The sequence below is a fragment of the Streptomyces humicola genome, from assembly GCF_024436035.1.
Lineage (GTDB): Bacteria > Actinomycetota > Actinomycetes > Streptomycetales > Streptomycetaceae > Streptantibioticus_B > Streptantibioticus_B humicola.
This window is the reverse complement of record NZ_JANFNG010000002.1, coordinates 528,729-550,557: the sequence shown is the minus strand read 5'-3', so window position 1 is coordinate 550,557 and position 21,829 is coordinate 528,729. Positions and strand designations below refer to the sequence as shown.

Sequence of the window (21,829 nt, the reverse complement as noted above, 5' to 3'; positions counted from 1 at the left end):
CGCTCGTCACATCCGGCCCCGGACCGCCTGGCCGCCTGGTCCGGGGCCGTCGCGCTGTCCGTCCCGCTGTCAGTCGGCTCTGGTAGGAATGGGGCTGTGAGCAGGGGCGACGAGCAGCCGGAGGCGGAGCCGGCGCGGGAGGCCGGTCCGGCCGAGTCCGCGGCGGGGGAGCAGCTCGCGCTCATCCGGGAGACGGTACGCAAGGCCAAGGAGCCGAGAGCCAAGCCGCGCACATGGCGGGGTGCCGCACTCGCCCCGGAGCTTCCCGTCGCCCGCGTCCTCGTCGACAAGGGGCTCATCCACCTCGACCAGTTCTTCGACTACGCGGTGCCCGAGGCGATGGACGCCGACGCGCAGCCCGGGGTGCGGGTGCGGGTGCGGTTCGGCGCCCGGGTCGTCAAGGGGCGCCGTGAAGGCGGCGAGTTGCACGACGGATTCATCATCGAGCGCCTGCCGTCCAGCGATTTCCACGGGCCGCTGGCCGCGCTCGCCCAAGTGCTCTCGCCCGAGCCGGTGTTGAGTCCCGCGTTGCTGCGCCTGTGCCGTGCGGTCGCCGACCGGTACGCAGGTGCGCTCGCCGACGTCGTCCAGCTCGCCGTGCCGCCGCGCCGGGCCCGGGCCGAGGCGGAGCCGTCCCCCGCGCCCTTGCCGCCGCCCGGGCCGCCGCACCCCGGCAGCTGGGAGCGTTACGCCACGGGACCCGGCTATCTGCAGGTTCTGGCAGCCGGCGGCAGCCCGCGCGCCGTGTGGACGGCACTACCCGGACCCCAGTGGCCGGACGAACTCGCCCGGGCGCTGGCGGCCGCCCTCGCCTCCGGGCGCGGCGCGCTCGCCGTACTGCCCGACGGCCGGGCGGTGGCGCGGGTGGACGGAGCGCTCACCGCGCTGCTCGGCGAGGGGCACCACGTCGTCCTCACCGCCGACAGCGGTCCCGAGGAGCGCTACCGCAACTGGCTCGCCGTCAGCCGGGGCGCGGTACGAGGTGTCGTCGGCACCCGTGCGGCGATGTTCGCGCCCGTCCACGGTCTCGGGCTCGTCGCGTTGTGGGACGACGGCGACTCCAGCCACGCCGAACCGCACGCACCGCAGCCGCACGCACGAGAGGTGCTGCTGCTGCGCGCCGCGGAGGAGCACTGCGCCTTCCTGCTCGGCGGGCTCGCCGTCACCGTCGAAGGGGCGCAACTCGTCGACACGCGCTGGGCGTTGCCGCTCACTGCAACCCGCGACCGGATCCGCACCGAGGCTCCACTGATCCGCACCGTGAGCGACGCCGACCAGGCACGCGACGAGGCCGCCCGGGCCGCACGGCTGCCCACGCTCGCCTGGCAGGTCGCGCGTGACGCGCTCGCGCGCGGGCCGGTGCTGGTCCAGGTGCCACGGCGTGGCTATGTGCCGCGCCTCGCATGCGAGCGCTGCCGCGAGTCGGCCCGCTGCGCGCGGTGCGCCGGGCCGCTGGAGCTCGGCGAGTCCCCGGCGGCCGGGGGAGTGCTGCACTGCGGCTGGTGCGGGCGGCCCGAAGTGGAGTGGCACTGCCGGGAGTGCGGCGGATCCCGGTTGCGCGCCAACGTCGTCGGTGCCCGCCGCACCGCGGACGAGCTGGGGCGGGCCTTCCCCACGGTGCCGGTGCGCACCTCGGGCCGGGACGCGGTGCTCGCCTCCGTACCCGACCGGCCGGCCCTGGTGATCTCCACACCGGGCGCCGAGCCGGTGGCCGAGGGGCCCGGCTATGCGGCGGCTTTGCTGCTCGACGGCTGGGCACTGCTGGGCCGTCCCGACCTCCGGGCGGGAGAGGAGGCGCTGCGGCGGTGGCTTGCCGCATCGGCGCTGGTGCGTCCGGCGGCCGAGGGCGGAAGGGTGGTCGTGCTCGCCGAGCCGACGCAGCGGCCCGTGCAGGCGCTGGTGCGCTGGGATCCGGCCGGGTTCGCGGTGCGCGAGCTGGCGGAGCGGGCGGAGCTCGGCTTCCCGCCGGTGTCCCGGATGGCTGCGGTCAGCGGCCGCCCGGCGGCCGTCGCCGACCTGCTGGAGGCGGCCGAACTCCCGGACGGCACGGACGTCCTGGGGCCGGTGCCGCTTTTGGCGGTGCCTCCCGGCCGGCCGCGGCGCAGCGGTGATCCGCCACCGGGTGAGGAGTGGGAGCGGGTGCTGCTCCGGGTGCGGCCGGGCAGTGGAGGGGCACTCGCCGCAGCCTTGAAGACGGCTCAGGTGGCCCGGATCGCCCGCAGGCAGAGCGATCCGGTGCGGGTGCGCGTCGACCCGCCGGACATCGGATGACGGAACGGGGGATGACGCGGTAGTGCCTGGACGCGCCGCCGCCCCGGCGCCCGACTGTCGGCGTGTCGGTCGGCGGGGCGGAACGCGCGGAACGTGCAGCGGAACGTACGGGGGCGGGGTCAGCCGTTGCGGGGGCCGGGCAGGGCGCCGGGGAACGCCTCGTCCCGTCCGGGCGGAGCGGCAGCCGGCATGGAGCGGGCGGCGGGAACGGTCCCGGTGCGCGCCGGGGCAGGGCCGTGCGGATCCTGCCGGGCGTCGGGAGGAGCGGTCGCACGGCGCGAGCCGTACCGGCGGTGTACCGCCTGTTTGGTCACCCCCAGCGCGGAGCCCACCGCGTCCCAGGAGAATCCGAGCGACCTGTCGAACTCGACGGCGGCCGTGACCAGGGTCTCGACACTGTCCCGTAGCTCCTGGGCGAGCCTGACGGTGGGGGCGGGAGCGCGGCCGTAGACGACGAATCCGGCGGCGGGCCCGGTCCTGCGCGGGCGGTAGACGTTGCCGAGCTGGGCGGTGAGCGTGCGCAGCGCGTCCACCTGTCGGCGGACCCGCTCGATGTCCCGCACCAGGAGGTGCAGGCTGGCCCGTGCCTGGGCGTCGTGCGTTGCGTGGTCGGCCATGAACAAGCCTCTCGAACCGGCGATGCGTAGGGTCAGGGAACGGGCCGCTTGCCGGCCCGTTGTCGGTCAATCTCTGCTTGACCAACGCGTCAGCCGTCCATCCGGTCACGCACTGTGGGGCGTGACGCCCGCCCGGAGGGGCGCGCACCGCCCGTGCACGCCCCCGGCCCCACGGGCGCCGCGACGCATAGACTGGGTGGTCGCGCCACATACCGACCACCACCTCCGACCATCTCCGCCCCGCCGACGGGAGCCCGCCGCGTGTCCGTCAAGCCCATCCGACTCTTCGGTGACCCCGTGCTGCGTATGAAGGCACAACCGGTCACCGACTTCGACAAAGAACTGCGCACCCTCGTCAAGGACTTGACCGATACCATGACGGCCGCTCCCGGCGCCGGGCTCGCCGCGCCGCAACTCGGCGTGTCGCTGCGGGTGTTCACCTGGCAGGTCGACGGCGAGCTGGGACACCTGGTCAACCCCGACCTCACCCTCACCGAGGACGAGCAGGACGGCCCCGAGGGCTGCCTGTCGCTCCCCGGCCTCAGGTACGACTGCAAGCGTGCATACGGAGTCGTCGCCAAGGGGTTCACCATGTACGGCGACCCAGTCACCGTCGAGGGCACCGAGCTGCTCGCCCGCTGCATACAGCACGAGACCGATCACCTCGACGGCATCATCTTCATCGACCGGCTCGACGCCGAGCAGCGCAAGGAGGCGATGAAGGCGATCCGCGAGGCGGCCTGGGCGGGCGAGCCCGTGCCGCAGGTGAAGATCTCGCCGCACAGCACCTTCGGCCGAGCCCTGTAGCCGGGGCAACGCCCCCGCCGTTCAGCATCACTTCATCCGTTACGCCCGTTCCGCCCGGAGAGGTACCCCACCCACGATGAGGCTCGTCTTCGCCGGCACCCCCGAGGTCGCCGTCCCCTCCCTCGAAGCCCTGCTGGTCTCCGGCCGGCACGAGGTGGCCGCCGTCGTGACCCGCCCCGACGCGCCCGCCGGACGGGGCCGCAAGCTGGTGGCGAGCCCGGTCGCCGAACGCGCGCAGGAAGCCGGCATCGAGGTGCTCAAGCCGCAGCGGCCCCGCGACGAGGAGTTCCTCCTCCGGCTGCGCGAGATCGCGCCCGACTGCTGCCCCGTCGTCGCCTACGGCGCGCTCCTGCCCAAGGCGGCGCTGGAGATCCCGCCGCACGGCTGGGTCAACCTGCACTTCTCCCTCCTGCCTGCGTGGCGCGGCGCCGCCCCCGTCCAGCACGCGGTGCTCGCCGGTGACGAGGTGACCGGTGCGTCGACCTTCCTCATCGAGGAGGGCCTTGACTCCGGCCCGGTGTACGGGATGACCACGGAGACCGTCCGCCCGGACGACACCAGCGGAGCGCTGCTCAACCGGCTCGCCCACTCGGGGGCCGAGCTGCTCGTCGCCACCATGGACGGCATCGAGGACCACACGCTGGTGGCACAGCCGCAGCCCGCGGACGGCGTTTCGCTCGCACCGAAGATCACCGTGGAGGACGCGCAGGTCGACTGGAGCACCCCCGCGCTCCGCGTCGACCGCGTCATCCGCGGCTGCACACCGGCCCCCGGCGCGTGGACGATCTTCCACGGCGAGCGACTGAAGATCGCAGCCCCGGTCCGGCTCCTCGCCGACCGGCGCGACCTGCACCTCGCCCCCGGAGAGATGGCCGTGACCAAACACTCGGTCTTCGTCGGCACCGGATCACACCCCGTCGAGCTGACCGACGTCCAGCCCCAGGGCAAGAAGCGCATGGCGGCCGCCGACTGGGCCCGCGGTGTGCGCGTCGCCTCCGGCGAACACCTGGGGTGATACGCGGCAGGTGCGCGGCCGTACGCTGGAGACCGCGCGACCGTTCGCGCGCCCCTGGCGCCACCCACTGATGTCCGGAGCACCTTTTCTCGTGAACGACCATCCCCGTCACGGCCGCACCGCCCGCCGCCCGCAGGGCAGGACACAGGGCAAGGCCCCCTATCGGCGGCCCAAGCTCGACCCCGTGCGAAAAATTGCCTTCGACGCGCTGAGGGCGGTAGACGAGCGCGACGCCTACGCCAACCTCGTGCTGCCCGCACTGCTGCGCGACGCGGAGGCAGGCGGCGGCTTCGACCGGCGCGACGCCGCCCTCGCCACCGAACTCGTCTACGGAACGCTGCGCCACCAGGGCACCTACGACGCCGTCATCGCGGCATGCGTGGACCGTCCGCTGCGCGAGGTCGACCCGCCGGTCCTCGACGTGCTCAGCCTCGGCGCCCATCAGCTGCTCTCCACCCGCATCCCCACACACGCCGCCGTCTCCGCCACCGTCGAGCTGGCGCGCTGCGTCCTCGGCGACGGACGCTCCCGCTTCGTCAACGCCGTGCTGCGCAAGGTCGCCGCCGACGACCTCGACGGCTGGCTGCGGCGCGTCGCGCCGCCCTACGACGAGGAGCCCGAGGACCACCTCGCCGTCGTCCACTCCCACCCGCGCTGGGTGGTCTCGGCCCTGTGGGACGCGCTCGGCGGCGGCCGCGACGGGATCGAGGCGCTGCTCGAGGCCGACAACGAACGCCCGGAGGTAACCCTGGCCGCCCGCCCGGGCCGTGTCACCCCGCAGGAACTCGCGGAAGCGCTGGGCGACGACGCCGCACCGGGCCGCTGGTCCCCGTACGCCGTACGGCTCGCCGACGGCGGGGACCCGGCGGCGATCGACGCGGTGCGCGAGGGTGGTGCCGGCGTCCAGGACGAGGGCAGTCAGCTCGTCGCCCTCGCGCTCGCCGGAGCGCCGCTCGCCGGCCCGGACGAGCGCTGGCTCGACGGCTGCGCGGGCCCCGGCGGCAAGGCCGCCCTGCTCGGCGCGCTCGCCGCGCAGCGCGGAGCCGTCCTGCTCGCCTCGGAGAAGCAGCCGCACCGGGCCCGCCTCGTCGCCCGCGCCCTGTCCGGAAACCCAAGCCCGTACCAGGTCATCGCCGCCGACGGGACGCGCCCGGCGTGGCGGGACGGAGTCTTCGACCGGGTACTGGTCGACGTGCCGTGCACCGGCCTCGGCGCACTGCGCCGCCGCCCGGAGGCCCGATGGCGACGGCGCCCGGAGGACGTCGCAGGGTTCGGCCCGCTCCAGCGCGAACTCCTGCGCTCCGCCCTGCGCTCCGCCCGCGTCGGCGGCGTCGTCGGCTATGCGACATGCTCCCCTCACCTCGCCGAGACCCGGGCCGTCGTGGACGACGTCCTGCAGGGGCACGTCGCCGGGACGCCGTTCGCCGCCGAATGGATCGATGCGCGGCCGCTGATGCCGGGCGTGCCCGACCTCGGTGACGGCCCCGACGTGCAGCTCTGGCCGCACCTGCACGGCACCGACGCGATGTACGTGGCGCTGCTGCGCCGCACCGCGTGACCGATGCCCCGGGTACGTTCCGGCCCACGCATCGCGCCATACTGGGCGCATGCGTCCGCAGATCAACCCCAGCATCCTCTCCGCCGATTTCGCCAGGCTCGCCGACGAGGCCGAGGCCGTGGCCGGCGCCGACTGGCTCCACGTCGACGTGATGGACAACCACTTCGTCCCCAACCTCACGCTCGGCCTGCCGGTCGTGGAGGCGCTGGGCAAGGCGACCGGTACCCCGCTCGACTGTCACCTGATGATCGAGGACCCGGACCGCTGGGCTCCGCAGTACGTGGACGCGGGCGCCGGGTCGGTCACCTTCCACGTGGAGGCGGCGGCCGCACCCGTACGGCTGGCCCGCGAGATCCGCGCGAAGGGGGCGCGCGCCTCGATGGCGCTCAAGCCGGCGACGCCCGTCGAGCCCTACGAGGACCTGCTCCCCGAGCTCGACATGCTGCTGGTCATGACCGTCGAGCCGGGCTTCGGAGGGCAGGCGTTCCTGGACATCATGCTGCCGAAGATCCGCCGCACGCGGGAGCTGATAGCCAAGCACGGCCTGGAGATGTGGCTGCAGGTGGACGGTGGTGTGTCGGCGTCGACGATCGAGCGGTGCGCCGAGGCCGGCGCGGACGTCTTCGTCGCGGGCTCGGCCGTGTACGGCGCGCAGGACCCGGCCGAGGCGGTGCGGCGGCTGCGCGAGCAGGCCGAGACGGCTGCCGCGGCCGCTGCCTGGGCATGCGGTCACTGACGGCATCGCGGGCATCTGCGGACTTCACATGGCGGCGGCCTTGCGGCCGCCCCGCGGAAACCCCGCCGATGCCCGTCATCCCATAGATTGGCCGTCCTACAGGGCGGCTGTCTCATCGGTTGGCCGTCCCATAGGTTGAGAACGGGTCGGCCGGAACACGCGATGGGCTGCGGCATCTGCAAAGATGAGCATGTCGTCCATCAGATGAGCTCCTCCTGTGTCGCGCGGGGGGACCCCCAGGGGAGGGTGACGTGACCACTGGGCGCTCAACAGTCCGCATGGGTCCCGCCGAGATGGTGCAGGCGGCGGCGATGGCCCGCCGCTTCTACCTCGAAGGCAAATCCAAGATCCAGATCGCCGAGGAGTTCGGCGTCAGCCGCTTCAAAGTGGCCCGGGTTCTCGAGTCCGCGCTCGAGCGCGACCTGGTACGCATCGAGATCAGGGTCCCCGCCGAGCTGGACGCGGAACGCTCTGACGCGCTGCGTGCCCGCTACGGGCTGCGCCACGCCGTTGTCGTGGAGTCACCGGCGGACCAGGAGAGCGACGCGCCCGACCCGGAGAACCTCGGGGCGGTAGCGGCGGGACTGCTCGGCGAGCTCGTCACCGAGGGCGATGTGCTCGGGCTCGCCTGGGGCCGCTCCATCATCACCATGGCCAACGCCCTCGACCATCTGCCGCCGTGCACCGTCGTCCAGCTCACCGGCGTCTATGACGCGGGCACCGCCGACGGCGGCTCGGTCGAGGCGGTGCGGCGCACGGCCGCGGTCTGCGGGGGAGAGGCCCACCCGCTGTACGCACCCATGGTGCTGCCCGACCCCGCCACTGCCGCGGCGCTCCGCGCCCAGAGCGGCATCGCGGCGGCGATGGGCTATTTCGACAAGGTCACCGTCGCCGTGGTCGGCATCGGCTCCTGGGCACCCGGTGTCTCCACCGTCTACGACGCGCTGAGCGAGGCCGAGCGCAAGCACTACGCCGAGCTGGGCGTCGCCGCCGAGATGTCCTCGCACCTGTTCGACGCGGAAGGGCGCAGCGTGGGACGCGATCTGCGCGACCGCTGCATCACCGTCGACGCCGACCGGCTGCGGCGCGTCCCGGAGGTCGTCGCGATCGCCGGCGGCATCCGCAAGGCCGAGGCGGTCGGCGCGGTGCTCCGCTCGGGCCTGGTCACCAGCCTCGTCACCGACACCGCAGCCGCCGACCACCTGCTGGGGCACCAGCAGCCCGGTATCCGCCCCGCGCTCGACCGCGCCGACCCCGGAACGGCGTAGGCGCGCTCCATGCGCCGTACGCTGTGCGTCCTGCTCGCCTGCCTCGCCAGCGCCTCCGCCGGGTGCTCCGCCCCCGCCCGGGTCGGCACAGTGACCGGCTCGCCGTCATGGGCCCACGGGCTGCCGGTGATCGCGGCCGACCGGCTGCCGCCCCAGGCGCGGCGGACGCTGCACCTCATCGACGCCGGCGGCCCCTACCCCTACCCCCAGGACGGCGCCGTCTTCGCCGACTACGAAGGGGCGCTGCCGCGTGAACCCCGCGGCTACTACCACGAGTACACCGTCCCCACACCGGGCTCACGGGACCGCGGCGCCCGAAGAATCGTCACCGGCGAGCACCACGAGACGTATTACACCGACGACCACTACCGGAGCTTCAAGGCGGTGACGGGAGGATGACGGTCGTCGTACTCGATCTCGACGGTGTCACGGACAAGGCCGCCTTCATGGACCGCTGCGCCCGGTCGCTGCGCTTCCCCGAGTGGTTCGGCCGCAACTGGGACGCGCTGCTCGACTGCCTCACCGACCCCGACTGGATGCAGGGCCGTGGCGGCCGGATTCTGCGCATCTCCGGCTGGCAGGACTACGCGGCCGCCGCACCGGAGCAGTGGCGGACCGCGCTCGCCGTCTTCCGCGACGCGGCCGGGCGATGGAGCCAGACCCCCACGCCGCTGCGGGTCGAGCTCACAGGCCCGGCGCACCCCACACCGGGAACCAGCGGCTGAGGTCCTTCTCCACCCGCAGGTCGTCCTCGACCATCGCCTTCACCTGGAGTTCGAGCGCATTGTCGCGCTTCTCCCCGGTCAGCGGGGCGAACGGGTAGAACGTGCCGCGCTTGTAGAGATACACCAGCGCCAGCGAACGGCCGCGCGCGTCACGGAAGCTCACCAGCGAGCAGAGCAACTGCGGCCCGAACCCCCCGTCCTGCAGCACTGTGTTGACGGCGTGCAGGTCGTTGACCAGGCCGGCCACGTCGTCGGAGGTGTGCCGCGAGAGCAGCCAGGTGTAGCCGTAGGAGTCCTGGCTGAACTCCACCGGCACCCCCTCGCCGGAGCCGGTCACATCGGCGTCGAGCAGCCCCTGGACCTCCTCCTGCAACTGGGCGAAGGCGCCGCCCTCCACGGCGGCGAAGCAGACCGAACCCTCCCCGGTGGGCTTGAACCCGGCGGCCGCCGTCAGTGTGACAGCCGCCGCCGGAAGGCCGAACAGCTGGTCGAGGTCGGGCTTGACCGGCTTGGTGCGGCCGAGAAGGGTGTCGAGGAATCCCACGGCGGTCAGCTCCTGAGGAGGGCGGGAAGCGGGAGGGGAGAGCAGGGGACGGGGGCGGCTCAGCGGTTGAGCTCGGCGGAGATCCGCCCGAGCTGTTCGAGCCGCTGCTCCAGCGTCGGGTGGGTGGAGAACAGGTTGGACACCGTCTCCCGGTTGACGATCGCGGGGGCGAAGAAGAACGCGTTGAACGGCTGCGCCTTGCGCAGGTCCTCGGTGGGGATCCGCGCCATCGCGCCGCTCACCTTCGTCAGCGCAGAGGCGAGCGCGGACGGCCGCCCGGTCAGCTGCGCGCCGGTACGGTCCGCCGACAGCTCGCGGTAGCGCGACAGCATCCGGGTGAGCAGGAAGCTGATCGCGTACACCACGGCGCTCACCAGCGGGATCAGCAGTGCGACGATCGCCGCGTTCTGGTTGTTGCCGCGCTGGCGGAAGCCGCCCCACAACCCGATCCGGGTGATCACACCGGCCAGGACACCGAGGAACGACGCGATCGTCATCACCGCGACGTCCTTGTGGGCGACGTGCGAGAGCTCGTGCGCGAGCACGCCCTCCAGCTCCTCCGGCTCCAGCCTGCGCAGCAGGCCCGTCGTCGCACACACCACGGCGTTGTCGGCGTTCCGCCCCGTCGCGAAGGCGTTGGGGACGTCGGACTGGGCGACCGCGACCCTCGGCTTGGGCATGTCTGCCAGCGCGCACAGCCGGTCGATCGTGCCGTGCAGCTGCGGATATTGCTCGGGTGTGACCTCGACGGCCCCCATGCTGAACGCAGCGATCTTGTCACTGAACCAGAACTGGGCGACGAACAGCCCGCCCGCGAGGATCAGGACCATCGGCCAGGCCCCGCGCAGCAGCACCAGCAGCGCGCCGACGAACACCACGTACAGCAAGCCGATGAGAAACATGGTGATCACCATGCGGCTCGACAATCCCCGGTCCGGGGCGAAGCGCGTTCGGTTCATGTCCCCTCCCGGGGTGCGAGGTCCCGGCCGGGATGGCCGGGGACGCCTCCGATGTGATTGTCCCTCCCCGGCTTCGGACCATGCCCCAAGGGGCGGGCCCGGAGTCGGGACGTTCGTCCATGGCGGGTTCACCGCCGAGGCATGCAACAATTAGTAAACGTGCGTTTCCTCAACGATTCTCAGCCGCCGTACGACCTAACGTATGACGACGTGTTCATGGTTCCCAGCCGTTCCGCTGTGGGCTCACGGCAGGGCGTGGACCTGTCGTCCCAGGACGGTACCGGAACCACCATCCCCATTGTGGTCGCCAACATGACCGCGATCGCCGGACGCCGTATGGCCGAAACCGTGGCACGCCGCGGTGGCCTGGTCGTCATCCCCCAGGACATCCCGATCCCGATCGTCACCGACGTGATCTCGTGGGTGAAGCAGCGCCACCTGGTGCTCGACACCCCGATCGTCCTGTCGCCCATCAGCACCGTCGCCGACGCCATGGCGCTGCTGCCCAAGCGGGCGCACGGCGCGGGCGTGGTCGTCCAGGACGGCCGCCCGGTCGGAGTCGTCACCGAATCCGATCTCAGCGGTGTCGACCGGTTCACCCAGCTGTCCGAGGTCATGTCCAAGGACCTGCTGCTGCTCGACGCCGACATCGACCCGCGCGACGCCTTCAACCGGCTGGAGGACGCGCACCGCAAGCTCGCCCCGGCAGTCGACAAGGACGGCAAGCTGGCCGGCATCCTCACCCGCAAGGGCGCCCTGCGGGCGACCCTCTACACCCCGGCGACCGACGCCGAGGGCAGGCTGCGGGTCGCCGCCGCCGTCGGCATCAACGGCGACGTGGCGGGCAAGGCGAAGGCCCTGCTCGAAGCCGGAGCGGACACCCTCGTGGTGGACACCGCACACGGCCACCAGGAATCGATGATCAGCGCACTGCAGGCCGTACGCGGCCTGGACCCGCAGGTCCCGGTCGTGGCCGGCAACGTCGTCGCCGCCGAGGGCGTGCGCGACCTGATCGCCGCCGGCGCGGACATCGTCAAGGTGGGCGTCGGCCCCGGCGCGATGTGCACCACCCGCATGATGACCGGTGTCGGCCGTCCGCAGTTCTCCGCCGTCATGGAATGCGCCGCCGAGGCGCGCAAGTACGGCAAGCACGTGTGGGCCGACGGTGGCGTTCGCCACCCGCGGGACGTCGCCATGGCGCTCGCCGCCGGAGCCTCGAACGTGATGATCGGCTCGTGGTTCTCCGGTACGTACGAGTCCCCGGGCGATCTGCAGCACACCGCCGACGGCCGCCCGTACAAGGAGAGCTTCGGCATGGCCTCCGCCCGCGCGGTGCGCAACCGCACCAGCGAGGAGTCCGCCTACGACCGCGCCCGCAAGGCGCTGTTCGAGGAGGGCATCTCGACCTCGCGGATGTTCCTGGACCCGAGGCGGCCCGGCGTCGAGGACCTGATCGACTCGATCATCGCGGGCGTGCGCAGCTCCTGCACCTACGCGGGCGCGGCCTCGCTGGAGGAGTTCACCGAGAAGGCCGTCGTCGGCGTGCAGAGCGCTTCCGGCTACGCGGAGGGCAAGCCTCTGCACAGCAGCTGGACCGACTGACGCCGGACCGGCCGAAGCCTCCGAAACGGCCGAAGCGGCTGTGGCGCTCGCGGGGTCCAGGGGATCACCCTTCGGACCCCGCGCGCTGCCGCTTCGTGCGACGATCGGCTCCATGCGCCTCAATGACCTCGACGAACGCATCGTGCACGCCCTCGCCGAGGACGCCCGCCGCTCCTACGCCGATATCGGAGCCGAGGTCGGCCTGTCCGCCCCTGCCGTCAAACGCCGCGTCGACCGGCTGCTGGCGGTCGGTGCGATCACCGGGTTCACCGTCCGGGTCGATCCCGCGGCGCTCGGCTGGTCCACCGAGGCCTATATCGAGCTGTACTGCCACGGCAGCACCTCCGCCGACGCGATCCGCCGCGGCCTGGAGCGCTACCCGGAGGTGGTCTCGGCCTCCACGGTGACGGGGGAAGCCGACGCCATCGTCCACGTCTTCGCCTCCGACGTGCGCCACTTCGAAGCGGTGCTGGAGCGGATCGTGGGGGAGCCGTTCGTCGACCGCACCAAGTCCGTGCTGGTGCTCTCACCACTGCTGCGCCGCTACACCTCCGGCTCGCCCAACTGACTGCACGCAACGAATCGGCGTCCTGCGAGCAAAAGACGCAACGAATCGGCTGTCATCCCGCAATATCCGCGTCTTGTCGCAGCTTTGACGCGGCCCGTACCGTCAAGAGGTCCTCCCGCCCCCGACGAGAAACGGTCACGAGCAACCATGACGCCGCTTCGTATCGCGCTCTACCAAGGCCTCTGCGGCGTCCCGGGCTCGCCCGCCGAGAGCCTGGACGCGCTCGATGCGGCGGCCCGCCGCGCCGCGGCCGCGGGAGCCGGGCTGCTCGCCGTCTCCGAGATGTACCTGACCGGCTATGCGATCGGCGACGCCGTCGCCGCGCTCGCCGAGCCCGCCGACGGGCCCGCCGCCCACCGGGTCGCGGAGATCGCCGCCGAGCACGGTCTCGCCGTCGTCTACGGATATCCGGAGCGCGACGGATGCGGGGTCTTCAACTCGGCCCAGCTGATCGGCCCCGACGGCCACCGGCTCGCCAACTACCGCAAGACGCACCTGTTCGGCGACTTCGAGACCGGCCACTTCACCCCAGGTGAGACCACCGTCGTCCAGGCAGAACTCGGTGGCCTCACCGTCGGCCTGCTGATCTGCTACGACGTCGAGTTCCCCGAGAACGTGCGGGCGCATGCGCTCGCCGGCACCGATCTGCTCGTCGTCCCCACCGCTTTGATGAGCCCGTACGAGTTCGTCGCCCAGACCCTCGTCCCGGCCCGCGCGTACGAGAGCCAGCTCTACGTGGCCTACTCCAACCGCACCGGCGCCGAGGGCGAGTTCCACTTCACCGGACTGAGCTGCCTGGCCGGGCCCGACGGCCTGGTCCGCGCCCGCGCGGGATCCGGCGCGGACGAGTTCGTCCTCGCCGACGTCGACCCCGCGCTGCTCGCCGCCTCCCGCGAACAGCTCCCGTACCTGCGCGACCGGCGCCCCGAGCTGTACACCCCCCTCACCTGACCTCCGTTACGGAACCACCCCTTCGCCCGAGGAGCAGTACGCCGATGACGTCCACGGTGCCCACCGCCGTCCACGACGCCGTCCAGGACGAGCAGCACGGCGCAACCGACGCGCCGATCACCATGTTCGGCCCCGACTTCCCCTTCCCCTACGACGACTACCTCGCACACCCCGCCGGCCTCGGGTCGATACCCGCGACCGAGCACGGCACCGAGGTCGCCGTCGTCGGCGGCGGGCTCTCCGGCATCGTCGCCGCGTACGAACTGATGAAGCTCGGCCTCAAGCCGGTCGTCTACGAGGCCGACCGGATCGGCGGGCGGCTGCGCACGGTCGGATTCGACGGCTGCGACGAGGAGTTGACGGCGGAGATGGGCGCCATGCGCTTCCCGCCGAGCTCGACCGCCTTCCAGCACTATGTCGACCGGATGGGCCTGGACACCAAGCCGTTCCCCAATCCGCTCGCGCCGGTGACCCCGTCGACCGTCGTCGACCTCAAGGGTGAGTCGCACTACGCCCGCACCCTCGACGAGCTGCCCGAGGTCTACCACCAGGTGATGGACGCCTGGAACGCCTGCCTCGAGGACGGCGCGCGCTTCAGCGACATGCAGCGCGCCATCCGCGACCGGGACGTGGAAACGATCCGCCGCATCTGGGCGGAGCTCGTCGAGAAGCTCGACAACCAGACTTTCTACGGGTTCCTGTGCGACTCCCCGGCGTTCTCCGGCTTCCGGCACCGTGAGATCTTCGGCCAGGTCGGCTTCGGAACCGGCGGCTGGGACACCGACTTCCCCAACTCGATCCTGGAGATCCTGCGCGTCGTCTACACCGGTGCCGACGACGACCACCGCGGCATCGTCGGCGGCAGCCAGCAGCTCCCGCTGCGGCTGTGGGCCGACGGGCCCGCCAAGCTGGTGCACTGGGCGCCGGGCACCTCGCTGAAGTCCCTGCACGGCGGCGAACCGCGCCCGGCCGTCACCCGGCTGCACCGCACCGCGGGCAACCGGATCACCGTCACCGACGCCACCGGCGACATCCGCTCTTACAAGGCAGTAGTCTTCACGGCCCAGAGCTGGATGCTGCTGTCGAAGATCTCCTGTGACGACGCGCTCTTCCCGATCGACCACTGGACGGCGATCGAGCGCACCCACTACATGGAGTCCTCCAAGCTCTTCGTCCCCGTCGACCGGCCGTTCTGGCTGGACAAGGACCCCGCGACCGGGCGCGACGTGATGAGCATGACGCTCACCGACCGGATGACGCGCGGCACCTACCTGCTCGACGACGGGCCGGACAAGCCCGCGGTGATGTGCCTGTCGTACACGTGGTGCGACGACAGCCTCAAATGGCTGCCGCTCTCCGCCAACGAGCGGATGGAGGTCATGCTCAAGTCGCTCGGCGAGATCTACCCGGGCGTCGACATCCGCGGACACATCATCGGCAACCCGGTGACCGTCTCCTGGGAGAACGAGCCGTACTTCATGGGCGCGTTCAAGGCCAACCTGCCCGGCCACTACCGCTACCAGCGGCGCCTGTTCACCCACTTCATGCAGGACCGGCTGCCGCAGGACAAGCGCGGCCTCTTCCTGGCGGGCGACGACATCTCGTGGACGGCGGGGTGGGCCGAGGGCGCGGTGCAGACCGCGCTGAACGCGGTGTGGGGCGTGGTGCACCACCTCGGCGGAGCAACCGACCCGTCCAACCCCGGCCCCGGCGACCGCTACGAGGAGATCGCCCCCGTCGAGCTGCCCGAGGACTGAGGCGGCAGCGCCGCTCGGTGACGGCGGCCAAGGGGAGTCAGCAGACAGCGGCTGACGAGCCCGGCGCCCGTGTCGAGGCTGTGCGCGAACTCCTCGTAGAGCATGGGGAGTTCGCGCACGTCCCACAGGACGCGAGCGGCGGACCAGGCCCCCTGCCTCGCCTGCTCCAGCTCCCACGAGGCGATCAGGTGGGTGAGCGGGTCGGCCACGTCCAGCAGATCGGGGCCGGGCATCAGCTCCTCGCGGACCCGCTCCTCGATCGCCTCCAGCATGCGGCCCACCCGTTCGAAGTCCCGCTCGATGCGGTGCGGGCCGCAGCCGAGGGAGCGGCAGGTGTCCACCACGGCGAGCGGCAGGTCGTGGCCGACGTGGGCGTTGATCCCGGCGAGCGCGAACTGGACCGGATGAATCCCACCGTGATGGCGCAGCTGCAGCAACGGCCGCCAGCACGCGGGTGGCCGGCGGCCCGGAGCATCCGGCTCGACGGCGGCGAGGTAACGCTGGGCGAAGACCACCGCCAACCGGGCCGTGGCGCCGGGGTCCCGGAAGAACCCGTCGCCAAGTCTGCGCTCCAGCTCCTCGGTGACCGACAGATAGACCCCGTTGAAGACCGCGACCCCGTCGCCCGCGGGCAGCGATTCCCCGATCGCCTGCATCCGCGCCACCACGGCGCCGAGGCACAGCGGTGCGCGGGGGGCCGGGGCATCGGTGGTCACCCGCCCAGCGTCCCAGCCGGGGGCGCCCCCGCCCGTCCGCCACGGCGCCGGATCCCCCGGGCGGCCGATCCGGACGTCAACGTCACGTCGTCGCCAACGTCACGTCGTCGACGTCAGATCACGCCCGCGTCCCGCGCCGTCCACACCGACGGGTACAGCGGCCTGAGGCCCAGTTCACGCCGGATCCGCGCGGTGGAGACGATGCCGGACCACGGGTCCGTGTCGTGCCGCTCGCCCATGCCCTGTGGCACGGGGACACCGTTGACCTGGTGCAGCTCCACCGCGGTGACCGGTGCGTCTCGGCGATGTTGTACTTGCGCCCGGCGACGCCCGGTGCGAGCAGCAGCCGCAGCAGACCCTGCGCCACATCGGCCTGGTGCACAGTCGCACGAACCGGCGCCCACCTGTCCCGTCACACCCGTCACCAACGTCAGCACGGTCTGCTCCTTCCGTTCCGTCCGCCGATCTGCGAGAACACTGCGGCAGCGCGGACGGGAGCGGGACAGACCTGCTGATCCGGGGACCGGCAGACCCTGGATACGCCCGCGGCCGCCCCGCATGCTGACCGTGTGGACCGCACGCAACTCGCCGATTTCCTGCGCCGCAGCCGCGAGCGCCTCGCGCCGGCCGACGTGGGGCTGCCGCTCGGCGCACGCCGCCGCACCCCGGGACTGCGCCGGGAGGAGGTGGCGCACCTCGCCGGGATGTCGACGGACTACTACACGCGGCTGGAGCAGGCGCGGGGGCCGCGGCCCTCTCGGCAGATCCTCGCCGCCGTCGCACGTGCCCTGCGGCTGAGCGACGACGAGCGCGATCACCTCTTCCTCCTCGCGGGCGAGGAACCGCCCCGGGACCGCAGGGCGAGCGGGCACGTACGGCCGGGGCTGCTGCTGATCCTGGACCGGCTCGACGACACGCCCGCGCAGGTGGTCAGCGACGTCGGGGACGTGCTGGCGCAGAATCCCATGGCGGCGGCCCTGGTCGGGGACGCCTCCGCACGTCATGCGGACCAACGCAACGTCGTTCTCAGGTACTTCACCGACCCTCGGGCGCGGGAGATCGTCCCTCCCGAGGACCGGGCCGAGCTGGCACGGGCGCACGTCGCCAATCTGCGGGCGGTGCTCGCCGCCCGGCCGGATGACGCGCACGCGGCCCGGCTCGTGTCCGGGCTCAGGGCGGAGAGCCCGGAGTTCGCCCAGCTGTGGGAGGCACATGAGGCGGCCGTGCGACGGCGCGATACCAAGCGCTTCGTCCACCCCGTCGTCGGGCTGCTCGAACTCGACTGCGAAGTGCTGCTCAGCGGCGAGCACGACCAGCGCCTGATCGTCTACACCGCACGGCCCCGCAGCGAGTCGCAGACCAGGCTCCAACTGCTGCGCGTGATCGGGCTGCAGGACTTCTCGTCCGCCTCGCCCGGCGACCGTCCGCCCGCGCCGGAGACCGCGCAGCCGCCCCATTGATCCTTATATGGCGAAGTTGTCGAGAACAGTTGTGAGTCACACCACAGGATCCGGCCCGCAAGGCTCCTACCGGGCGTGGCAGACTGGGTCTGTACCAGTGACGTAAGCGCACTCCGGGGTCGGTGAAACTCCGAACCGGCGGTTAAAGTCCGCGACCCGTCCGCAGCCAGCGGCCGGTTGATCAGGTGAAATTCCTGGACCGACGGTTAAAGTCCGGATGGGAGGCAGTGCGCGGCGGTTCGTCATCGGTACGCCGCCGTCGGCGGCTGGCGTGCGCGGAGAAGATCAACCGCGTGCGGAGGCCATTTCGCCGGCCCCCGGCGTCACCCGATGCGATCATCCGCTAGGTCCCACATCGCCCCGGAGTCCGTGCCCGAAGAGGCAGGAGGACCCGGTGGCCACCCCAGCCGCAGCCGCAGCTCCCGAGCGGGAGCGCCACGCGATGCGACGCGCGATCCGCCTCGCCGCCCGCGGCCTCGGCTTCACCAGCCCGAACCCGGTCGTCGGGTGCGTCGTGCTCGACGCCGACGGCCGCGTGGCGGGGGAGGGGTGGCACCAGCGTGCGGGCGGCCCGCACGCCGAGGTCCACGCGCTGCGCGCCGCCGGGGAACGCGCCCGGGGCGGCACCGCCGTCGTCACCCTCGAGCCCTGCAACCACACCGGCCGCACCGGCCCCTGCGCACGTGCGCTCGTCGATGCCGGGATCGCCCGCGTCGTCTATGCCGTCGGCGACCCGAACCCCACCGCAACCGGCGGGGCGCAGACGCTGCGCGCCGCCGGGATCGACGTCCAGGCCGGGCTGCTGGAGGACGAGGCCGCGCGCGGCAACGAGGCATGGCTCACCTCGATGCGGCTCGGCCGTCCCTTCGTGCTGTGGAAGTACGCAGCCACGCTCGACGGGCGCACCGCCGCCGCCGACGGCACCAGCCGCTGGATCACCTCGGCCGAAGCCCGCGCAGACGTGCATCGGCTGCGGGCCCAGGCCGATGCGATCGTCGTCGGCTCCGGCACCCTGCACGCCGACGACCCGCACCTCGCCGTGCGCGGTGCGCACAGCGACGTCAGCCAGCCGCTGCGCGTCGTCGTCGACACCGAGGCCACGGTGAAGCCCGGCGCGCGCGTCCTCGACTCCGCCGCCCCCACCCTGGTGGCCGTCGCCGAGGACGCCGGGACCGGCCACCTCGAGGGCCACGCGCAGGTGGCGCGCCTGCCGCGCGCCGCGGGCGGACGGGGCCTGGACATTGCCGCACTGCTCGCCGCGCTGGACGAGCGCGGTGTGCGCTCGGTCCTGCTCGAAGGCGGCCCCACCCTCGCCGGAGCGTTCGCCGCCGCGGGCGCCATCGACAAGGCCGTCGGCTACATCGCCCCCGTCCTGCTCGGCGCCGGCCCCGCCGTTCTCGGCGACTGCGGCGTCACCACCATCGGCCAGGCGCTGCGGCTCACCATCGCCGAGACATCGCGCCTCGGCCCCGACCTGCGCGTCACCGCCTACCCGCCGCACCACGTCCCGTCCGTCCCCGCCACCGAGGAGAGCTGAGTGTTCACCGGAATCGTCGAAGAGCTCGGTGAGGTCGTCGCCGTCGAGGAACTCGGTGACTCCTGCCGCTTCACCCTGCGCGGCCCGTTCGTCACCGAGGACGCCAAGCACGGCGACTCGATCGCCGTCAACGGTGTGTGCCTCACCGTCGTCGACACCGCGGACGGCACCTTCACCGCCGACGTGATGGCCGAGACGCTGAACCGCAGCAGCCTCGGCGTGCTCCGCCCCGGCTCCCGGGTCAACCTGGAGCGCCCCATGGCGCTCGGCGCACGCCTCGGCGGCCACCTGGTCCAGGGCCACGTCGACGGCACAGGCACGATTGTCGAGCGCACCCCCGGTGAACACTGGGAGGTCGTCAAGATCTCGCTCCCCGCGGCGCTGGCCCGCTACGTCGTCGAGAAGGGATCCATCACCGTCGACGGCATCAGCCTCACCGTCGTCGACGCGGCCCACGACTTCTTCACCGTCAGCCTGATCCCGACCACCCTCGCCCTGACCACGCTGGGCATCAAGCAGCCCGGCGACCCGGTCAACCTCGAAGTCGACGTCCTCGCCAAGTACGTCGAGCGGCTCCTCGGCGACCGGGCGGAGACGGCCTCATGAACGCGTTCGGCTGGCTGTCCGGCCAGGCCTTCACCGTCCTCGGCCAGCACGTCATCCGGTCCGACGTGATCGGCAACGTGCTCGGTCTCGCCGCGCTCGCCCTCGGCTGGCGCCGCTCGATGCTGACCTGGCCCGCCCAGCTGCTCTCCGGCCTGGTGCTGGTCGTCGCCTACGCCACGGCCCACCTCGGCGGCGGGGTCGGCAAGCAGCTCGTCGTCATCGCCGTCGCCGTCTGGGGCTGGGACCGCTGGCGGCGCGGCCGCCACGACACGGGCGAGGTCGCCGTCCGGTTCGCGAGCCGGCGCGAGCGCTGCTGGCTGGCGGCCGCCACGGCAGCGGGAACGCTCGCCGTCGGCGGCCTGTTCACGGCGTTCCCGGTGCTGTCGTGGAACCCCTGGCCGGACGCCTACATCTTCGTCGGCACACTCGCCGCGATGGTCGCCCAGGCGCGCGGCTGGGTGGAGTTCTGGTTCGCATGGCTCGCGGTGGACCTGGTGGGCGTCCCGCTCGCCTTCACCAGCGGGCTGGCCTTCTCCGCCCTGGTCTACGTCATCTATTTCGTCCTGGTGATCGCCGGCTTGCGTGCCTGGTGGCTCCGGACGCGTATCGCGCGCGACGGCGAACCTGGCGCACTGGAAGGAGCGCTCCTTTGAGCGACGCTTGCGCGGCCACCTGGCCGCAGACGACCACGATGCCCGCACCGCTGCGCCGCGCGAGCGGAGGAGGGGGTCCCGCCCAGGCGAGAGCTCTGGGGGAGAACGAAGGAGACACGGCATGACCGCATCGCTGACACCTCTCACATCGCGGAGCCGGTACGGGTACGGCACCGGCGGCGAGTCGCTCGCGCTCGACCCCGTCGAGCGGGCGATCGCGGACATAGCGGTTGGACGGCCCGTCGTGGTCGTCGACGACGAGAACCGCGAGAACGAAGGCGACGTGGTCTTCGCCGCCGAGCTCGCCACGCCGGAGCTCGTCGCGTTCATGATGACCGAGTGCCGCGGCCTGATCTGCGCGCCGATGGAGGCTCCCGACCTCGAACGCCTCGAACTGCCGCAGATGGTCGAGCAGAACACCGAGTCGATGAGCACCGCGTTCACCGTCTCCGTCGACGCCTCGCGCGACCACGGCACCACCACCGGCATCTCGGCGGCCGACCGCGCCGCCACGCTGCGCCTGCTCGCGGAGCCGGAAAGCCGACCCGGCGACTTCGTCCGGCCCGGCCACATCTTCCCGCTGCGCGCCCGCCCGGGCGGCGTGCTCACCCGCAACGGACACACCGAGGCGGGGGTGGACCTCGCGCGCCTGGCGGGGCTGCGGCCGGCCGCCGTGATCTGCGAGGTCGCCAACGAGGACGGGTCGATGGCCCGGCTGCCCGACCTGGTGCCGTTCGCCCGTAAGCACGGTCTTTCGATCATTTCCATCGAAGATCTGATCGCCTACCGCCGCGGCAGCGAGCCGACCGTGCGGCGTGAGGCCACCACCCGGCTGCCCACCGCCTACGGCGACTTCCAGGCCTTCGGATACCGCAGCACCGTCGACGGCGTCGAGCACATCGCCCTCGTCGCAGGCGACCTCGATGACGAGGGACGGCTCACCGACGGCGAGGACGTCCTGGTGCGGCTGCACTCCGAGTGCCTGACCGGTGACGTCTTCCACTCGCTGCGGTGCGACTGCGGACCCCAGCTGCGAGCCTCGCTCGAACGCGTGGCCGAGCAGGGTCGCGGTGTGGTGGTCTACCTGCGCGGGCACGAGGGCCGCGGCATCGGCCTGCTGCACAAGCTGCGCGCGTACGAACTCCAGGAGCGCGGCCGCGACACGCTCGACGCCAACCTGGAGCTCGGCCTGCCCGCCGACTCCCGCGACTACGGTGCAGGCGCCCAGATCCTCGCCGACCTGGGCGTGCGCTCGGTCCGGCTGATGACCAACAACCCCGACAAGAGCGCCGCCCTGATCCGGCACGGGCTCAAGGTGACCGCACGGGAAGCGGTGCCCGTCCAGGCGGGCGAGCACAATCTGCGGTACCTGCGCACCAAGCGGGACCGGATGGGTCACGACCTGCCGTGGCTGGACCAGGAGCCGGCCCCGGCGACGGCCTGCGGCAGCCGCTGACCCCGTACGACACACCAAGCACG

At 72.4% G+C, this 21,829-nt stretch carries 21 protein-coding genes, 1 pseudogene and 1 riboswitch; of the genes and pseudogenes, 17 read left to right on the top strand and 5 right to left on the bottom strand.

Features of this window, described 5'->3' with window-relative positions; genetic code table 11:
- The first annotated feature begins 183 nt into the window (after positions 1-183).
- Positions 184-2,271 (top strand): primosomal protein N', encoded by a 2,088-nt coding sequence (locus NGB36_RS05965; protein WP_255919032.1) that lies wholly within the window; start codon positions 184-186, stop codon positions 2,269-2,271.
- A gap of 119 nt (positions 2,272-2,390) precedes the next feature.
- On the opposite strand, the gene NGB36_RS05960 is transcribed toward NGB36_RS05965, so the two are convergent.
- Positions 2,391-2,888 carry a hypothetical protein gene (locus NGB36_RS05960; RefSeq protein ID WP_255918991.1) on the bottom strand — a complete coding sequence of 166 codons (498 nt, stop codon included), beginning with the start codon at positions 2,886-2,888 and terminating at the stop codon, positions 2,391-2,393.
- A 261-nt stretch (positions 2,889-3,149) separates the two neighbouring features.
- Here NGB36_RS05960 and def point away from each other — a divergent pair, with 261 nt between their 5' ends.
- The 7 genes from def (at position 3,150) to NGB36_RS05925 (ending at position 8,997) form a co-directional block, all read left to right on the top strand.
- Complete coding sequence (def, locus tag NGB36_RS05955; RefSeq protein ID WP_255918990.1) at positions 3,150-3,695, top strand: peptide deformylase; 546 nt, start codon at positions 3,150-3,152, stop codon at positions 3,693-3,695.
- Positions 3,696-3,771: 76 nt separating this feature from the next.
- Positions 3,772-4,710 (top strand): methionyl-tRNA formyltransferase, encoded by a 939-nt coding sequence (gene fmt, locus NGB36_RS05950; RefSeq protein WP_255918989.1) that lies wholly within the window; start codon positions 3,772-3,774, stop codon positions 4,708-4,710.
- Between the two features lie 184 nt (positions 4,711-4,894).
- Positions 4,895-6,268 (top strand): RsmB/NOP family class I SAM-dependent RNA methyltransferase, encoded by a 1,374-nt coding sequence (locus NGB36_RS05945; protein WP_255919031.1) that lies wholly within the window; start codon positions 4,895-4,897, stop codon positions 6,266-6,268.
- Positions 6,269-6,317: 49 nt separating this feature from the next.
- Complete coding sequence (gene rpe / locus NGB36_RS05940; RefSeq protein WP_255918988.1) at positions 6,318-7,004, top strand: ribulose-phosphate 3-epimerase; 687 nt, start codon at positions 6,318-6,320, stop codon at positions 7,002-7,004.
- 278 nt (positions 7,005-7,282) lie between these two features.
- Positions 7,283-8,272: a sugar-binding transcriptional regulator gene (locus NGB36_RS05935; RefSeq protein WP_255919030.1), complete on the top strand. Its 990-nt coding sequence runs from the start codon at positions 7,283-7,285 to the stop codon at positions 8,270-8,272.
- 9 nt (positions 8,273-8,281) lie between these two features.
- Positions 8,282-8,671, top strand: coding sequence for a guanyl-specific ribonuclease (locus NGB36_RS05930; protein ID WP_255918987.1), 390 nt, complete (start codon positions 8,282-8,284; stop codon positions 8,669-8,671).
- Positions 8,668-8,997 carry a barstar family protein gene (locus NGB36_RS05925; RefSeq protein ID WP_255918986.1) on the top strand — a complete coding sequence of 110 codons (330 nt, stop codon included), beginning with the start codon at positions 8,668-8,670 and terminating at the stop codon, positions 8,995-8,997. The genes NGB36_RS05930 and NGB36_RS05925 overlap by 4 nt, the downstream gene beginning before the upstream one ends.
- Here NGB36_RS05925 and pspAB read toward each other — a convergent pair.
- Both pspAB and htpX read right to left on the bottom strand, forming a co-directional pair.
- Complete coding sequence (gene pspAB, locus NGB36_RS05920) at positions 8,957-9,541, bottom strand: PspA-associated protein PspAB (protein ID WP_255918985.1); 585 nt, start codon at positions 9,539-9,541, stop codon at positions 8,957-8,959. The two genes, NGB36_RS05925 and pspAB, sit on opposite strands and share 41 nt — an antisense overlap.
- A 59-nt stretch (positions 9,542-9,600) precedes the next feature.
- Positions 9,601-10,500 carry a zinc metalloprotease HtpX gene (gene htpX / locus NGB36_RS05915; protein WP_255918984.1) on the bottom strand — a complete coding sequence of 300 codons (900 nt, stop codon included), beginning with the start codon at positions 10,498-10,500 and terminating at the stop codon, positions 9,601-9,603.
- 141 nt (positions 10,501-10,641) lie between these two features.
- Here htpX and NGB36_RS05910 point away from each other — a divergent pair, with 141 nt between their 5' ends.
- From NGB36_RS05910 to NGB36_RS05895, 4 genes are all read left to right on the top strand, one after another.
- Complete coding sequence (locus tag NGB36_RS05910; RefSeq protein ID WP_255918983.1) at positions 10,642-12,102, top strand: GuaB1 family IMP dehydrogenase-related protein; 1,461 nt, start codon at positions 10,642-10,644, stop codon at positions 12,100-12,102.
- 112 nt (positions 12,103-12,214) lie between these two features.
- The gene (locus NGB36_RS05905; RefSeq protein WP_255918982.1) at positions 12,215-12,670 is read left to right on the top strand and encodes an Lrp/AsnC family transcriptional regulator; all 456 of its coding nucleotides are present in this window, start codon (positions 12,215-12,217) and stop codon (positions 12,668-12,670) included.
- A gap of 147 nt (positions 12,671-12,817) precedes the next feature.
- Complete coding sequence (locus NGB36_RS05900; protein ID WP_255918981.1) at positions 12,818-13,621, top strand: carbon-nitrogen hydrolase family protein; 804 nt, start codon at positions 12,818-12,820, stop codon at positions 13,619-13,621.
- 44 nt (positions 13,622-13,665) lie between these two features.
- Complete coding sequence (locus NGB36_RS05895) at positions 13,666-15,378, top strand: flavin monoamine oxidase family protein (protein WP_255918980.1); 1,713 nt, start codon at positions 13,666-13,668, stop codon at positions 15,376-15,378.
- On the opposite strand, the gene NGB36_RS05890 is transcribed toward NGB36_RS05895, so the two are convergent.
- Complete coding sequence (locus NGB36_RS05890) at positions 15,339-16,094, bottom strand: DUF5995 family protein (protein ID WP_255918979.1); 756 nt, start codon at positions 16,092-16,094, stop codon at positions 15,339-15,341. The two genes, NGB36_RS05895 and NGB36_RS05890, sit on opposite strands and share 40 nt — an antisense overlap.
- A 113-nt stretch (positions 16,095-16,207) precedes the next feature.
- Positions 16,208-16,476 (bottom strand): annotated as a pseudogene (locus NGB36_RS05885) (NAD-dependent epimerase/dehydratase family protein); the annotation flags it as partial.
- Positions 16,477-16,663: 187 nt separating this feature from the next.
- Here NGB36_RS05885 and NGB36_RS05880 point away from each other — a divergent pair.
- From NGB36_RS05880 to NGB36_RS05860, 5 genes are all read left to right on the top strand, one after another.
- Entirely contained in the window at positions 16,664-17,554 is an 891-nt protein-coding gene (locus NGB36_RS05880) for a helix-turn-helix transcriptional regulator (protein WP_255918978.1), read from the top strand.
- Positions 17,555-17,658: 104 nt separating this feature from the next.
- A riboswitch (FMN riboswitch) is annotated at positions 17,659-17,789 on the top strand.
- A gap of 159 nt (positions 17,790-17,948) precedes the next feature.
- Positions 17,949-19,091, top strand: coding sequence for a bifunctional diaminohydroxyphosphoribosylaminopyrimidine deaminase/5-amino-6-(5-phosphoribosylamino)uracil reductase RibD (ribD, locus tag NGB36_RS05875; RefSeq protein ID WP_372509376.1), 1,143 nt, complete (start codon positions 17,949-17,951; stop codon positions 19,089-19,091).
- The gene (locus tag NGB36_RS05870) at positions 19,092-19,697 is read left to right on the top strand and encodes a riboflavin synthase (protein ID WP_255918977.1); all 606 of its coding nucleotides are present in this window, start codon (positions 19,092-19,094) and stop codon (positions 19,695-19,697) included.
- Complete coding sequence (locus NGB36_RS05865; RefSeq protein WP_255918976.1) at positions 19,694-20,350, top strand: nicotinamide mononucleotide transporter family protein; 657 nt, start codon at positions 19,694-19,696, stop codon at positions 20,348-20,350. The genes NGB36_RS05870 and NGB36_RS05865 overlap by 4 nt, the downstream gene beginning before the upstream one ends.
- Positions 20,351-20,471: 121 nt before the next feature.
- Positions 20,472-21,806, top strand: coding sequence for a bifunctional 3,4-dihydroxy-2-butanone-4-phosphate synthase/GTP cyclohydrolase II (locus NGB36_RS05860; RefSeq protein WP_255918975.1), 1,335 nt, complete (start codon positions 20,472-20,474; stop codon positions 21,804-21,806).
- The last annotated feature ends 23 nt before the right edge of the window (positions 21,807-21,829 follow it).